Annotated in this window: 16 protein-coding genes; 3 read left to right on the top strand and 13 right to left on the bottom strand. The window is 59.9% G+C overall.

What is annotated here, in order from left to right:
- Positions 1–26: 26 nt before the first annotated feature.
- Positions 27–599: a hypothetical protein gene (locus tag SMD27_RS16790; RefSeq protein ID WP_320509577.1), complete on the top strand. Its 573-nt coding sequence runs from the start codon at positions 27–29 to the stop codon at positions 597–599.
- Positions 600–602: 3 nt separating this feature from the next.
- Here the strand turns inward: SMD27_RS16790 and SMD27_RS16785 are convergent, their stop codons facing one another.
- The 3 genes from SMD27_RS16785 to SMD27_RS16775 all read right to left on the bottom strand — a co-directional run bounded on the left by SMD27_RS16785 (position 603) and on the right by SMD27_RS16775 (position 3,204).
- On the bottom strand, positions 603–818 hold the full coding sequence (locus tag SMD27_RS16785; protein ID WP_320509576.1) for a hypothetical protein: 216 nt from the start codon (positions 816–818) through the stop codon (positions 603–605).
- A gap of 26 nt (positions 819–844) precedes the next feature.
- The gene (locus tag SMD27_RS16780) at positions 845–1,024 is read right to left on the bottom strand and encodes an SHOCT domain-containing protein (protein WP_320509575.1); all 180 of its coding nucleotides are present in this window, start codon (positions 1,022–1,024) and stop codon (positions 845–847) included.
- A gap of 143 nt (positions 1,025–1,167) precedes the next feature.
- The gene (locus tag SMD27_RS16775) at positions 1,168–3,204 is read right to left on the bottom strand and encodes a methyl-accepting chemotaxis protein (RefSeq protein ID WP_320509574.1); all 2,037 of its coding nucleotides are present in this window, start codon (positions 3,202–3,204) and stop codon (positions 1,168–1,170) included.
- A 557-nt stretch (positions 3,205–3,761) separates the two neighbouring features.
- On the opposite strand from SMD27_RS16775, the gene SMD27_RS16770 reads away from it, so the two are divergent.
- Positions 3,762–5,255, top strand: a complete 1,494-nt coding sequence (locus SMD27_RS16770) for a sensor histidine kinase (protein WP_320509573.1) — start codon at positions 3,762–3,764, stop codon at positions 5,253–5,255.
- Between the two features lie 28 nt (positions 5,256–5,283).
- On the opposite strand, the gene SMD27_RS16765 is transcribed toward SMD27_RS16770, so the two are convergent.
- The 7 genes from SMD27_RS16765 to SMD27_RS16735 all read right to left on the bottom strand — a co-directional run bounded on the left by SMD27_RS16765 (position 5,284) and on the right by SMD27_RS16735 (position 9,093).
- Positions 5,284–5,823, bottom strand: coding sequence for an SRPBCC family protein (locus tag SMD27_RS16765; RefSeq protein WP_320509572.1), 540 nt, complete (start codon positions 5,821–5,823; stop codon positions 5,284–5,286).
- A gap of 56 nt (positions 5,824–5,879) precedes the next feature.
- Positions 5,880–6,305: a YciI family protein gene (locus tag SMD27_RS16760; RefSeq protein ID WP_320509571.1), complete on the bottom strand. Its 426-nt coding sequence runs from the start codon at positions 6,303–6,305 to the stop codon at positions 5,880–5,882.
- 86 nt (positions 6,306–6,391) lie between these two features.
- On the bottom strand, positions 6,392–6,829 hold the full coding sequence (locus tag SMD27_RS16755; RefSeq protein WP_320509570.1) for a VOC family protein: 438 nt from the start codon (positions 6,827–6,829) through the stop codon (positions 6,392–6,394).
- 142 nt (positions 6,830–6,971) lie between these two features.
- Positions 6,972–7,472, bottom strand: a complete 501-nt coding sequence (locus SMD27_RS16750) for a DUF1579 domain-containing protein (RefSeq protein WP_320509569.1) — start codon at positions 7,470–7,472, stop codon at positions 6,972–6,974.
- A gap of 231 nt (positions 7,473–7,703) precedes the next feature.
- Positions 7,704–8,291, bottom strand: a complete 588-nt coding sequence (locus tag SMD27_RS16745) for a glutathione S-transferase family protein (RefSeq protein ID WP_320509568.1) — start codon at positions 8,289–8,291, stop codon at positions 7,704–7,706.
- Complete coding sequence (locus tag SMD27_RS16740) at positions 8,288–8,761, bottom strand: SRPBCC domain-containing protein (RefSeq protein WP_320509567.1); 474 nt, start codon at positions 8,759–8,761, stop codon at positions 8,288–8,290. The genes SMD27_RS16745 and SMD27_RS16740 overlap by 4 nt, the downstream gene beginning before the upstream one ends.
- On the bottom strand, positions 8,758–9,093 hold the full coding sequence (locus SMD27_RS16735; protein ID WP_320509566.1) for an ArsR/SmtB family transcription factor: 336 nt from the start codon (positions 9,091–9,093) through the stop codon (positions 8,758–8,760). Before SMD27_RS16735 ends, SMD27_RS16740 begins: the two co-directional genes overlap by 4 nt.
- Positions 9,094–9,290: 197 nt before the next feature.
- On the opposite strand from SMD27_RS16735, the gene SMD27_RS16730 reads away from it, so the two are divergent.
- On the top strand, positions 9,291–9,692 hold the full coding sequence (locus tag SMD27_RS16730; RefSeq protein ID WP_320509565.1) for a helix-turn-helix domain-containing protein: 402 nt from the start codon (positions 9,291–9,293) through the stop codon (positions 9,690–9,692).
- Positions 9,693–10,421: 729 nt separating this feature from the next.
- Here SMD27_RS16730 and SMD27_RS16720 read toward each other — a convergent pair.
- The 3 genes from SMD27_RS16720 to SMD27_RS24225 all read right to left on the bottom strand — a co-directional run bounded on the left by SMD27_RS16720 (position 10,422) and on the right by SMD27_RS24225 (position 12,986).
- Positions 10,422–10,769 carry a response regulator gene (locus SMD27_RS16720; RefSeq protein WP_320509564.1) on the bottom strand — a complete coding sequence of 116 codons (348 nt, stop codon included), beginning with the start codon at positions 10,767–10,769 and terminating at the stop codon, positions 10,422–10,424.
- 6 nt (positions 10,770–10,775) lie between these two features.
- The gene (locus tag SMD27_RS16715; RefSeq protein WP_320509563.1) at positions 10,776–12,176 is read right to left on the bottom strand and encodes an ATPase domain-containing protein; all 1,401 of its coding nucleotides are present in this window, start codon (positions 12,174–12,176) and stop codon (positions 10,776–10,778) included.
- A 675-nt stretch (positions 12,177–12,851) separates the two neighbouring features.
- A complete protein-coding gene (locus tag SMD27_RS24225; protein WP_407651940.1) occupies positions 12,852–12,986 on the bottom strand; it encodes a DUF3788 family protein in 135 nt (44 codons plus the stop codon).

Below are 12,986 nucleotides of genomic sequence, written 5' to 3'. Positions count from 1 at the left end.
TTGCAACGGATTGAAGGGTGATTCTCATGCGACCTGTTATGCATGCTCTGGCCGCGACGGCCGCCATCATCAGCCTCGGCGGCCTGGGGCTGCTGACCAATGCGGCGGGTGATGATGTCCGGGCTAAACCCGATGTCACGTTCAACGCAACGGATATGACGGTCTCCAACACGCCGCCCATTGCCCAGGCCGGCGCCAATGTCGATCTCTCGGTCTCCAGTGATGCCGTCAATGTTGTCGGCGCGACGACGCCGATCACCCAGCCGCTGACTGGCGAATCGGATCTGAATGGCGCGCCGGCCCTAGCCGGCCAAGCCGATGCCAGCTCGCCAACCACGACCGAACCGACCCCGCCCGCGACCTCCCGCACCGTCAATGAGGCCGCGCTTAAGCCGATGAAAGCGCCGGACGAGCCGTCGGGCGATGCGTTGCAATACAAGCCGACGGAAAGCTGGTCAGCGCAATTGAACTACCGGTATATGAGCGTCGGCGGCAACGATCAGGTAGCGAATGCCTGCTGCGCCGCCGACGGCAAGGGCTGGAAGCTCGACGAGCAGAACGCCGCCGCCCATATCGGCTTCACCTATCACTTCGATTGACGCCTAATCGCCGTGATGCAGCCTATCGATCTGGTCATTGTATTCGGATTGCGAGATCGCGCCCATATCCAGAGCGCGTCTCAGATCCGCCTCCGATTGCGCCATCGGCACCAGGCGGTTGGTGATGGTCTTATGGTCCGATCCGCATGACGCGAGCAACAGAGCGGTCGCGACCAGCGACGCGGCGATCGTCGCGGCAGTGACATAGGATCGTGTCATCGCCACCCTCCCGATAGTCTCGCTGATTACTCGTCGAGTATCTTGTCCCGTTCTTCTTCGTATTCGTCTTTGCTCATGGCGCCGGAATCATAGGCGTTCTTGAGATCGATCAAGGCCTGGCCCTTGCTCACCGTGGTGTTGCGCACCGTGGTGTCCTGGCTCGCCCCGCCGCCGCCGCAGGCAGCTAGCATCAGTAGGCTGCTCAAGGAAATTCCGATAATCAAAACCCGGCCCAGCATCGACTGCCCCCGTTTTGCGGAAATCCGAAGCAGCAATCTAGCATGAAAAAAGACGGCCACGACAGTACTCCCGTCGCGGCCGTTCCTATCGGACGATGCAGTTCCTAGGCTTAGATCGCCCGGACCTGAGTGATGAATTGATCGACCTCGCCGTTCAGGCTCTGCGACTGCCGGCCGAGCACCGTGGCGGCATCGAGCACCTGCCCCGCCGCCAAGCCGGTTTCCTTGGCGGCTTCCGTGACGCTGAGGATGTTGCCGGAGACCTCGGTGGTGCCGCGGCTTGCTTCCTGGACGTTACGGGCAATCTCAGCCGTTGCCGCCGACTGTTCCTCGACTGCCGCAGCGATGGCGGCGGCGATCTGGTTCAGTTCCTCGATCACCTTGGCGATGTTCTGGATGGCGCCCACTGCCTGCTGGGTCGAACTCTGGATCTCGGTGATCTTGCTGCCGATTTCATCCGTCGCCCGCGCCGTCTGGGTGGCGAGGTTCTTGACTTCGGAAGCGACCACCGCAAAGCCGCGCCCGGCCTCGCCGGCCCGCGCCGCCTCGATCGTCGCATTGAGGGCAAGCAGATTGGTCTGGCCCGCAATGTCGTTGATCAGATTGATGACCTCGCCAATCGCTTCGGCAGAGCTGGCGAGCCCCTGGATCTGCCGGTCGGTCTCGCGGGCCTCATCGACCGCGCGCCGCGCCATGGTGCTTGACTGCGCCACCTGACGGCCGATTTCCTGGATCGAGGAGGTCAATTCTTCCGTCGCGGCCGCCACCGTCTGCACATTGGCGGTCGCCTGTTCCGCTGCCGCAGCCACGGCGGTGGATTGCTGGTTGGTCTGGGCCGCCGTGCTCGACATGGATTGCGCCGAGCCTTCCAGTTCGGTGGCCGCCGAGGACAAAGCGGTGACCAATTCGCCCACCTTGCCTTCGAAACCGGCAATCAGATGATCGAGGGCCTGGGCGCGCTGCAGCTTGACCTCGGCATCGGCCTTGGCCGCCTGATCCGCCGCACGCTGGCTGACCAGCGCATCCTTGAAGACGACGACGGTCCGCGCCATGTCGCCGATCTCGTCGCGATTCTCCTGGGCGGGAATCTCGGTGTCCAGATTGCCTTCCGCCAGATGATGCATCACCGCTGTCATCGACCGGATCGGGCGCGAGACACTGCGGCCGATCAGCATCGCCGACCCGACGCCCAGGATCAGCGCGATGACCACACCGGCGATGGTCTGCATGCGAATGTTGCGGATCGCCGTATCGGCAGCGGCCTTGACCTCACCCATCCTTGCCAGACGCTGGTCGCGCACCTCGGCGGCGAGATCGGTGAAACGCGCCATTTCCTTTGCCATTTTGTCGCGCAGCAACCCGCTGATCTTGTCGCTCACCGCCTTCAACTGGTTGAGCGAGGCGACATAATCTTGCAGGGATTTACGCGCATCGTCGACATCGCTTTGGGCCTGCGCATCGCCTGAGAAGGCGGCCAGCAGCGCAGTGCCGCCGGCATTGAAGTCACTGACGCTCTTCACCGCATCATCGATCAGCTTGGGATCGGGCGTCGCGGTATAACGTGCCGAGGCAAGGCGCGATGTCATGATGCTCGCCTGCAACTGACCGGCAATGGCGGCAGCCTGGAATTGCTGTGCCTGCATCGCCCGGCTTTGCAGGGCATCGACGATGCCGCTCGCTTTCGAACCGAGTTTCGGCAAGGTTGTATTGATCAGGCGGTCCTGCGTGGTCTTCATCGCCGTCGCGACGGTGAGGTCGGTGCGATAGGCGTCGATGACCTGGTTCATCTCGCTCAAGGCGGCGCGCCGCCCCGCTTCCGCCGTATTGCTGATCTGATCCGACAGGCGCTTTTTCAAGCTACCCAAAGTGGACATCACCCGCTTCAGCGCTTCCTTGTCCCGGTCGCGGAAAAAGGCCTCGACATCGACCCGCAGCAAGGCGCCGTCACGGTCGATTTGCAGGACGCCGGTGGTTTCCTGGGAAATGCCGGCGAAGTTTTCCATGTCGTTGCCGATGCGATGGAAGCCGAGATAGCTCATTCCCGCCACGGCCACCAGCAACAGCAAAAGCAGCGCGAAACCGATGGCGATCCGCGTTGCAATGCGCAGTCGCGACAGGAACTGCAAATCGAGGAGTTTCGTAATCATCGGGCCCCAGCCTTTATACTCTGAACGACAGGAACGGCGCCTTGCGGCACCGGGCTCATCTGGCGTGCCGGCGCCATTTACCATGCAATAGGAGGCAGCCGGACGCCTGGACGTGACATCCGCCCTCCGCCTTATCTCGAGGAAATAAATATTTTCCTAACGGGCCGATTATTCTTCCGAAACAAACCGGTGGATAAGCGCTCCAGAATGACCGCCCCAGGCCCGCAACTCGCCGCAATTCCATGGACATAAGGGCAAGCCACGGCGTGCGACCGGATTCGCGCGGCGCGGCCGCCAATACCGTCGCCGCATTTTTCCCCGGCCTTTGGGTTGGATTTGCCTCAATAATCCGTCTAAATTCGGACGCTTTCACGAGGGCGCTTACAGTGCTTGCGGCTGCAAAAAAAAGCACGCTATAGGCGGGGGAGTTCTGAACAGACGAAGGAATTTTTTCAACATCCTGTTAACGGTCTGCCGTTAAAACTCGGATGTTTGTCCAAAGAGGCCGCTTGCGCGGCGCCCCTATTTGAGCTGACACATGCGGACCCGGATTATCGATGTTTTCCCTTGAAACGGCGTTGGTCATCTCGGCGATTGCGGCCTTGCTGGTCAGTGCTGCCTGTTTCTATTTGGCGGCTGTCAGTTCCTTGCCGTATCTGCGCTTCTGGGGCGCTGCTTTTCTCCTGAATGCGGCTCGATACGGCTTTTCCTTCGCGACCACCACCGGTGCCCTGGCCTCCTCCCCGGCTAGTGAGATCTGCATCACCCTCGCCGTCGCCTGTCTCTGGCTCGGCAGCAGGCTCGACCGGCACCGCCCGCTTCATCCGCTGGGCGCCATCATCCTGGTCGCCGCCTTGCTTGCCTGGATCGGGCTCACCCCTGTTCTTGGCACGCCGCGCCTGCTCTATCTCATTCCGCCTTATACCGTACCCGCCGTCATTCTAGCGCTGATCGGCTGGTCCTTCATCCGGCGCGATGCCAGCGCGCCTAATCGCGGCCATATCGTGGTCGGCGCCATCTTCATCCTTCGCGCGCTGCATTTGGCGAACTATCCCTATCTGCGCGATGTCCCGGGCATCGCGCCCTTCGGCTTCATGATCGGCGCGCTTCTCGACTTCACCATCGGCCTCAGCCTGCTGGTTTCCGCCCAGCGTGATGCCACCATTGCCGCCGAACAGCGCGCCACCGAGCTCACCGAGGAGAACCGCCGGCGCCAGGAATCCGAGGTGGCCCTGATGGAAGCCAATGAATTGCTGGCAAAGCAAGCGGTCGATCTCGAACATCTGGCGCAGATGTACCAGAAACAGCGCGAAGAGGCGCTGACGGCCAGCCGGGCGAAGAGCAACTTCCTGGCCAATATGAGCCATGAATTGCGCACGCCGCTGAATGCCATCATCGGCTTTTCCGATCTTCTCACCATGACCGGCCGACCGCTGGATGACGCGTCGCGCGTGGCTTATGCCGCCGATATCCAGTCCAGCAGCCGGCGCCTGCTGTGCAAGATCAACGACATTCTCGATTTCGCCAGCCTCGACGCCAACAACTACGAGATACGGATGGCGCCGGTTTCCCTGCACGCGCTGCTGGACACCTGCATGCTCGATGCGCGGCCCTTGGCCGACACACGGCGCATCGCGATCAAGGCGGATGTGCCGGCCAATCTGCCGGTGCTGGAACTCGACCACCATGCGACCCGCAAAGCGTTGAGCCATATCCTCGACAATGCGATCCGCTTCACGCCGGTCGATGGCATCATCCGCATCTATGTCACGCTGATCCGCGACCGCCATCTCACCATCACGGTCCAGGATGGCGGGCCCGGCATCACCCGCGAAGACCTGCAACTGGTGGCGAACCCCTTCTGGCAGGCCGAACCCATCCTGACCAAACGCCATGGCGGCATCGGCCTCGGCCTGCCGCTCAGCCGCCGGCTGATCGAGATTCAGGGCGGCACGCTGGATATCGCCAGCCATATCGGCGTCGGCACCCGCGTTACCTTGCGCTTTCCCGTGACGCAAGCCGGCGAGCCGCAACAATTGGCCACGGCCTGATCGTCGGCGCGACCGACGGCTCATTATTTCAATCGGTCTTTTCCGCCTGGGCCTTCAGATTGGCGAGGCCGGTTTCGAAATCACCGCCGATCATCTTGTCGGTGTCGAAGAAAAGGCTCATGACCTTGCCGATGAAGAGATTGGGCCCATACATCGCCCAGATTACCTTGGTATCGGGATTGGTGGCATCCCCGCTCGGCGTCAGCGTGAACTCCGCCAGGTTATGGCTCTCGAAGGGCTTGCTGAAATCGAGCTGAATGAGAACCCGTGACGGCGAGACATCGGTGATCTCCATCCGGCCTGCACCCGCCTTGCCGTCGCTCGCCCAGCTATAGACCGAGCTCTTGCCGGTGGCGGCGCCGCTGAAATTGCGCTGCATCGACGGATCCAGCTTCTCATAAGGCGACCACAGGCCCCAGCGGTGGAAATCCTCGATGAAGACGAGGATCTTTTCCGGCGGTGCCTTGATATCGATCGACCGCTCGACGCGGAAGGTGTCGGGCTTGGCGGCAGCAAGCACTGCCACCCCGCCCAACAAGACGACGATCACAATGACTGCAATTCCCATGAATTCCGCATGATCAATCACCGCAATTGCAAACCGTTCCGCAATACGCGCCAGTGTCACTTCCCGCGATTTTTCGCCGCTGCCCGCATTTCGGAAAAACCCTCGGCCGCCTTCTGCACATCCTCGGGAAAATCCTCCATTTCCTGGACCTGGCGGATCTCGATCACTTCATTTTCCGAAGCGGGACAACGCATCGCCCAGGCGACGGCTTCCTCCTTCGAGGTCACATTGATCATCCAGTAACCACCGAGAACCTCCTTGGCCTCGATGAAGGGACCATCGGTCACCTTCGCCTTGCCGCCGACGAAAGAGACCCTGGCGCCCATCGAGGGCGGATGCAACCCGTCCAGCCCCACCAGCACGCCGGCTTTCTGCAGTTCTTCGTTATACTTCATCATCGCCGCGACCGCCTCGGCGCTCGGCATGGCGCCCGGTTTGGCACTTTCATAGCCTTTCGGGATCATCAACATCATAAAGCGCATTTCGTTCTCCATCCGATCCGGTAATGACGGCGCGCCTCGGCCAGCCATCGCGACCGGCCGGCGGCCCTCGCCAATAAAGGTCTGCGTCAGCTTTTGGTGACGACCATCCAGTTCACGCCGAACCGATCGGCGACGATGCCGAAACGCGGCGAGAAGAAAGTCTTGGTCAGCGGCAGCTGGACCTGGCCGCCGTCGCTGAGCGCCGCGAAGACCTGATCGGCCTCGCTTTCGGAAGCTGCGGTGAGAGCTAAGGAGATACCTTTGAATTCCGGCTTGCCTTCGCCCCGCCCGTCCGAGGCCAGGATCATGGTCTCGCCGATTCGCAAAGCCGAATGCATGATTTTGTTGAGATCCGCCGGCATGCAGGCCGCCGCCTCCTGTTGCGGCTTGCCCTGATTGGCTTTCAGGTCCGGATTGTCCTTGAAACGCATCATCATGACGACTTCCGCCTTCAAGGTCTTGCGGTAGAATTCGATCGCTTCTTCGCAGCGGCCGTCAAAGAAGAGATAAGGTTGAACTTCCATGATTTTCCCCTTGCTGATAGTCAGGCTTCCCGGCTGATCTCTTGCCGATTGCAACCTAGTCGAACGGCGGGAGGGAATTCGACAGGCAGATTTTTATTTTTCGCGACGATCGATGAACCGATGGAAGTCCTAATCTGACAATTTAAGTCCCACGCCGGTATTGCACCGTCATGAACTCGTGCCAGGTCCCGTTATCCAGCAGGATCCGGGAGGTCATGATCCTGACGCCATCGTCCCTGAACTCCGTAATGTCTTGATATTTCGCCAACTTGTTTTCCGTGCGGAAACTGGGACCGACCGAATCCAGCGTCAGCATGCGTTCCGCCGTATCCAGCTTGCCGTCATAAACCCAGAGATAGCTCATCATCGAGCCGATCCAGGTGCCGATGTAACGCCGGTTCGCGCTGTCATAGCCCAAGGTCATCAAAGTCGTGGCCATGCCTCCGCCCGGCATCTCGCCCTCACCTTCCGCCACGATCCATAACCCACCGAGCGAGCGCACATGTTCCTTCCCCCTGAAGGTCTCCGCCGACTGTCCCGGCACGATCCCAGCTCCCGGCTTCACGAGCGCCTGGGCTTCGAAGCTCCAATCGCCGATGAAGCGGTCCAGCCAGCGATGTTCCTTCTGCGGTTCGGCTTTCATCTCTGCCTCCTGACGATCGGCACGGTCGTTCGTAAACGCGGTTGAAAGCTGGAATTTTGCCGGTATTTCCGCAGACGGCGATGGCAAGGCCGCGCTGCAACATTCCTCCCCAAACGCAGGGCAGCATTCTTAACGTCCAGGCCTCTGCATGGGCGTTTTACTGTTGTCCAGTTCGGTGGCATTGTCAAAGGCGAGCGTGATGCCAGGCCTGCCGACATGGGTTGCGCCTCGCTATTGGGCGAGCCCTTCGCGCCGCAGCGCCTCTTGCACCGCCGGCCGGCGATGGACGCGTTCAAAGAACGCGGCGAGCTTCGCCGGCACCTGCCGCTTGGTCAGATTGGCCCAGTGCAGCATGACATAGAGATAGGCATCGGCGACGCTATAGCTCTCGCCGAACAGATAATCGCCGCACAATTGCTCCTCCAGAAAAGCCAGCCTTGTGGCAATCATCCGGTCGGCCGTCTCCCTATCTTTCTCATCGATGGGAAAGAAGCTGCGGATGAAGGGCTTGTGTATCTCGCTGGCGATGAAGCTCAGCATCTCGATCAGGCGGATCCGCCCCATCTCGCCATGCGGCGCCAGATCAGGCGCGCGGTCGGCGACCCAGCAGAGGATTGCCGCATTCTCCGTCAGCACGGTGCCGTCATCCAGTTCCAAGGCGGGCACATAACCCTTCGGATTGATCTTGGTGAAATCGCCACCGTCTTCCATGCGCCGCGTCGTGAGATCGACCTTGACCGTCTCGACAGCGATCTTCGCCTCGCAAAGCGCGATATGATCGGCCAAGCTGCAGGCGGCGGGGGTGAGATAAAGTTTCATCCTGCATGCCTTCCCTGTATTGCCGCCAAATGATCCGCCAACCGGTCGAAGGTGCTGTCCCAGCCGTCGCGGTGCCCGTCGCGATTTTCGATCGTGTCGAAGAGCTCCTGGCGGAAGGTCATCAGCGTCGTGCCGTCTTCCCGCTCCGCAAAAGTCACCGTCACCAGCATCTCATGTCCGGGACAGCCGGCCGCATCATCCCAGGCGAAGGTGAAGACGAGCCGCTCGGGTGGCGTGATCTCGCGAAAGACCCCGCCCTGCCACAGCTCGCGGCTGCCGTCATCGGCCCGCAGGCAAAGTCGCCAGATGCCGCCGGGTCGCGCATCCTGGGTCACCTCGGTCGCGGTGAAGCCGCGCGGCCCCATCCATTGCCGGGATTGCGCCGGGTCAGCCCAGGCATTGAAAATCAGATGACGTGGCCCCTTGAAGACACGGGTGATGACGAGCACACGCTCATTGTCTGCGCTCATTTTTTCTCTCCCTTTTGTTGTTGGCGAAGAAAATCATCCAGCCGATCGAACCGCTCATCCCAAAAACGCCGATAGAAATTGAGCCAGTCATCCACGTCTTTCAACGCACCGGCCTCGATGCGGCATGGACGCCATTGCGCTTCCCGGCCGCGGGTAATAAGCCCCGCCCGTTCCAGCACTTTCAAATGCTTGGAAATCGCCGGCAGGCTCATCTCGAAAGGTTCCGCCAATTCTGTCACCGAGGTCTCGCCCAAAGCCAGCCGCGCCAGGATCGCCCGGCGCGTCGGATCGGCCAAAGCCGCGAAAGTCATGCTCAAATGATCGGCTGACATATCATTTCACCGATTGGTTAAATAACTTATCGGTTAAATAATCTTGGCGGCCGGTTTTGTCAAGTTTGTCGGTTTGCAGAATAAATGCGCGATTTGCTAATTAATGAATCCGGTTTTGCATAATACTGAATCGCGCCGGAGACTATGCGATAAGACGAGGCAGGAAATGCCGTTGCTGGCGATTGCGGAACAGGGGTATGCCGCGGCCTCCAAAGACCACCCACCTTCGCCACTTCAGCGCCGAGACCTTCGGCACGTTCATCAAGACCGTCAGGGAAGCTCAAGGCATGCGCCTTGCGGCTGTGGCGCGCGAGGCGGACGTCAATCGTCAGGGGTTGCACAAGCTTGAGCAAGGGCAGCACCTCCCCTCGATACGAACCATAGAGGCGGTCTGTCATCAGATGGGCTTGGACCCGCTCGCCGCGATCGAGAAACGTTTTAGTGGCATCCCTGGGACGACCTCCGCGAAGCGCCATGTCCTTGAAGGCCGGCTGGCCGAACTTTCGGATGACGATCTAGCCTTGGTTATCGACTTCATCGATCTTCTCCTGGCCCGGGCGAAACCGGCCAAGGGCAAGCGCAAGAACGGCTCCCAATAACCTCCATGTCGCAAATCGATCTATTCGCTACACCGGAGCCCGCGCGATGCGGTTCCGAAAGCTGAGATACGAAGCACGCGCGGTGGGCTCGCGAACTTGAGCGGACAGGAGATTACCGAATTCTTCGTCGGATGATCACCCGGCCTCCAGAGCTTGGCCCACTGGTTGCGGGACCGGCAACGGCGCCGAGGGCAGGACCGAGACCCGCCAGCGCGGGACGGCGGCCGTTGGCTGGCCGAAATCGGATGCTTCCGCTTGGCGACGCCAGCGGCGCACGACGATGCCGATCGTCCCGGCCGTCTCAGCGGCTTGCTGCAGCCAATGCTGTCTTCTCGGTCACCAGCTTCCATGTAGATGACCCGGCCCGGCTTCAACCGGGCCTGGGCCAGCGCCGGCGCGAAGAGATCCGGGCGCCCGCCGCCGGCGACTTCGTACAGCCCACCCAAGGCGAGACCGCCACTCGGCATATAACGATCTATCTCTTTGATTCCAAATGGAAAAGGCGCTTTCCGAGATGCCTTCCGCCGCCACAACGTCGGCCTCTTGTTGCAGACGTAGGATCCTTGCAGCGAGTGGGTGGGTTCCGATCTCTTTTGCTGCTCAGGGGCTGGTTATCGATATCGCCAACCCGTCGTGGCATTCATGTTCGTCCCGAACCGCGCGGAGTTCGATCACCGGCAGCCGCACGGTTCCCCGCGATGCTAGACTGGCCGAAACCCAATTTGCCCTTCAGGGTATGAATTTGTCCAAGATTTTGAGCAATTGGCTTTCCGTATACGGCTTGGCTAGATAAGCGTTGTATTCGTTGCGCCCCGGCAATTGAGCCTCGGGCACAGAGGTGGTAAGCACGATGGGCCCCGCAAACCCATGCTGGCGCAATTTTGCCGTCATTTCCAATCCTGTCATGCGCGGCATCATGAAATCCGTGATGATCAGTTCCGGCCGATCTTGAAGGGCGATTTCGAAGCCATTCTGGCCGTCGAATGCAACGGTGACGTGATAGCCGGCGTCTTCCAGCGTCACGCTCGTGACCGTCGAGAGGAGCCTTTCGTCTTCCACGAGCAGAATGCGAAGCACAGCGATTTATGCTCCATTTTGACGAAGCTGCGGGTCCATCCCGAAAATGATACCGGAATCGCCGATATAGAATTCCCTTGCCCTTGGGTCAAAGTCGCTGTCTCGCAGCTTCAATACCGAAAGAGACCGGCGCAGCGCATCTTCCTGGCGAAGATAGGTTAAGACAATCACATTCTCGACGAACATGGAGATATCGTCGCTTGGCAACATGCTGGGCGCATGCATGTCGCGGATCTCCGACGTATAGACGACCGTGGCGCCAAGCTCGCTCAGGCGGGCATTCATCGCACTCAGGATATAGGCGAAACGTCCCCTTGCGACCAAATTGTCCCGCAGAGCAACAATCCCGTCGACCACAACACGCTTTGCGCCACGCGCCTCGACCTTCGCAAGCAGGTCAAGGACGAGTTCGTCCACGAGATTCTCCGCGGACGGACGCCAGACGAGTTCGACCGCTCCGGAGGCGATCGCAGCATCTAGGTCGAGTCCGATGCTACCTGCTTTATTCAAGAGGCCGGCCGGAGTTTCGTAAAGGCCGAGCATGATCGCCGGCTCCTGCGGCGTGGCCTCCGCCAGAAAATGCAGGGCCAGGGTCGTCTTTCCGGTACCGGTAGGGCCGAAGACGACCGTGGCCGAGGCTTTGGTTAGGCCGCCGCAAAGCATCTTGTCCAGATCGCCAATGCCCGTGGATATCCGGACGGACGGCAATCGCCGGGTCAGCTCCCTGGTGGGAATAACCTCGACACGAGGGAAAACGGAAATTCCCTGGTCGTCTATTCTGAAATGGTGCTTGCCAGGTAAAATGCCAGAACCGCGATGCTTCTTGACCTGGATGGTGCGATAAGAGCGAAAGTCCTTCAGCTCGTCGGAAAGCTCTATCCATCCGTCGACCATCGTATGCTCAGGGCTTCCGGAGTTGCGGTTCTGATGTGTGAGCATGACGAGGACGGCGTTCAGGTAGTTGGCAACCCCCTGAAGCTCGTGAACGAATTTGCGGTATTCCCCCTCCGTCACGTCGGAATGCGCGACGAAGATACCGTCTAGAACGACGGCAGTGGCTCGATGCCGCTTGATCTCATGCTGCATCAGTTTGAGCAGGCCTGGCAGGCCTTCCCGTTCAAGCACCCCAAAACCGCTCACATACTGCAGGTTCTCCGGCAAGAAGGACGAATCGTAGAATGCCATCTCGCTCATATAAGCGAGCATTCTATCGTGGCTCTCGGCCAACAGGCTCATGTAGAGCGCGCGCCCTCCACCTCGGGCATGTGAGAAGCAGAACTGGTTAGCCAAGACAGTCTTGCCGGCGCCCGGCGGGCCCTGCAGGATGTAGGCAGATCCGCGCTGAAAGCCACCTGCCAGAATCCGATCCAACCCTGGGACGCCCGTATTAAATTTTTCGATCACCACTCTACCTTCTCGCTTACGTTGGAAGCGCCCTGAAAAGGCAATTGGCTGGCGTCTGGCCAGGCCTCCAAGACTCGCGAAGCGATCCTATCGTCGGTGGACTTGAAAAGCCAGACTCGGCCAGTCACAAGCTGTGCGGTTCGCTCTGGGATCAATGCCAGTACGGGCTTGATCTGCCTGCTTATTCTTGGCTAATCCGGTAGCGCTTGGTGGCGGCAACTGCACACGACATGGATCACTTTTCTCGCTTCTATGTCGCATAGCCGTGCGGTTGGTTGATTATCTTTGATGCGCAATCCGCCGAAATATATTTGGACCTAGCCAGATTGGCCGAAAGTCAAGCTTCGAAACAAGGCCGTCTTGGTCGGAGATGCAGTCCGCTACGCCTGGAAACTTTCCGGCCCTAGATCGCGTAGTCTCCGAGCGAGCATAGCGAATCTATATCACGGCACAACCAACGACGGCCTGCGGCATAGCGGGCCAGCGCATGGCGGAACTCCAATTATCCACATGGTGGATCGAACATCTAGCTTCGTTGCGCAAATGCCTGAACCGTCCAAGACTTGGATCTAGTCCAGCCTTCCGAATTCTTTCTTGCGTTTTCGGACGGTCGCCCGAGCTTCGCACCATTAAATCCCGGACATTTGCGGCGCCCGAAAATCAGCATTGCGGCAACATTCAACCGCCTTGCCGTGGAGGGCGCTTCATCGTCAAAAGCTCCGTCACGTCATGCCGATCATCTGCGGATGAAATCTCAACTGTCAGCCATTTCCCGTCCGGGTATGTCTTGGCGTCATCGTAGAGCTTGACCAA

The sequence above is a fragment of the Dongia soli genome, from assembly GCF_034044715.1.
GTDB lineage: Bacteria > Pseudomonadota > Alphaproteobacteria > Dongiales > Dongiaceae > Dongia_B > Dongia_B soli.
This window is presented reverse-complemented; position numbering and strand designations above follow the sequence as displayed.

Bases quoted from the DNA above. Each gene is read 5' to 3' on its own strand.
- SMD27_RS16790 (WP_320509577.1), top strand. From the start codon at position 27: ATGCGACCTGTTATGCATGCTCTGGCCGCGACGGCCGCCATCATCAGC.
- SMD27_RS16785 (WP_320509576.1), bottom strand. From the start codon at position 818: ATGACACGATCCTATGTCACTGCCGCGACGATCGCCGCGTCGCTGGTC.
- SMD27_RS16775 (WP_320509574.1), bottom strand. From the start codon at position 3,204: ATGATTACGAAACTCCTCGATTTGCAGTTCCTGTCGCGACTGCGCATT.
- SMD27_RS16770 (WP_320509573.1), top strand. From the start codon at position 3,762: ATGTTTTCCCTTGAAACGGCGTTGGTCATCTCGGCGATTGCGGCCTTG.
- SMD27_RS16765 (WP_320509572.1), bottom strand. From the start codon at position 5,823: ATGGGAATTGCAGTCATTGTGATCGTCGTCTTGTTGGGCGGGGTGGCA.
- SMD27_RS16760 (WP_320509571.1), bottom strand. From the start codon at position 6,305: ATGCGCTTTATGATGTTGATGATCCCGAAAGGCTATGAAAGTGCCAAA.
- SMD27_RS16755 (WP_320509570.1), bottom strand. From the start codon at position 6,829: ATGGAAGTTCAACCTTATCTCTTCTTTGACGGCCGCTGCGAAGAAGCG.
- SMD27_RS16750 (WP_320509569.1), bottom strand. From the start codon at position 7,472: ATGAAAGCCGAACCGCAGAAGGAACATCGCTGGCTGGACCGCTTCATC.
- SMD27_RS16745 (WP_320509568.1), bottom strand. From the start codon at position 8,291: ATGAAACTTTATCTCACCCCCGCCGCCTGCAGCTTGGCCGATCATATC.
- SMD27_RS16740 (WP_320509567.1), bottom strand. From the start codon at position 8,761: ATGAGCGCAGACAATGAGCGTGTGCTCGTCATCACCCGTGTCTTCAAG.
- SMD27_RS16735 (WP_320509566.1), bottom strand. From the start codon at position 9,093: ATGTCAGCCGATCATTTGAGCATGACTTTCGCGGCTTTGGCCGATCCG.
- SMD27_RS16730 (WP_320509565.1), top strand. From the start codon at position 9,291: ATGCCGCGGCCTCCAAAGACCACCCACCTTCGCCACTTCAGCGCCGAG.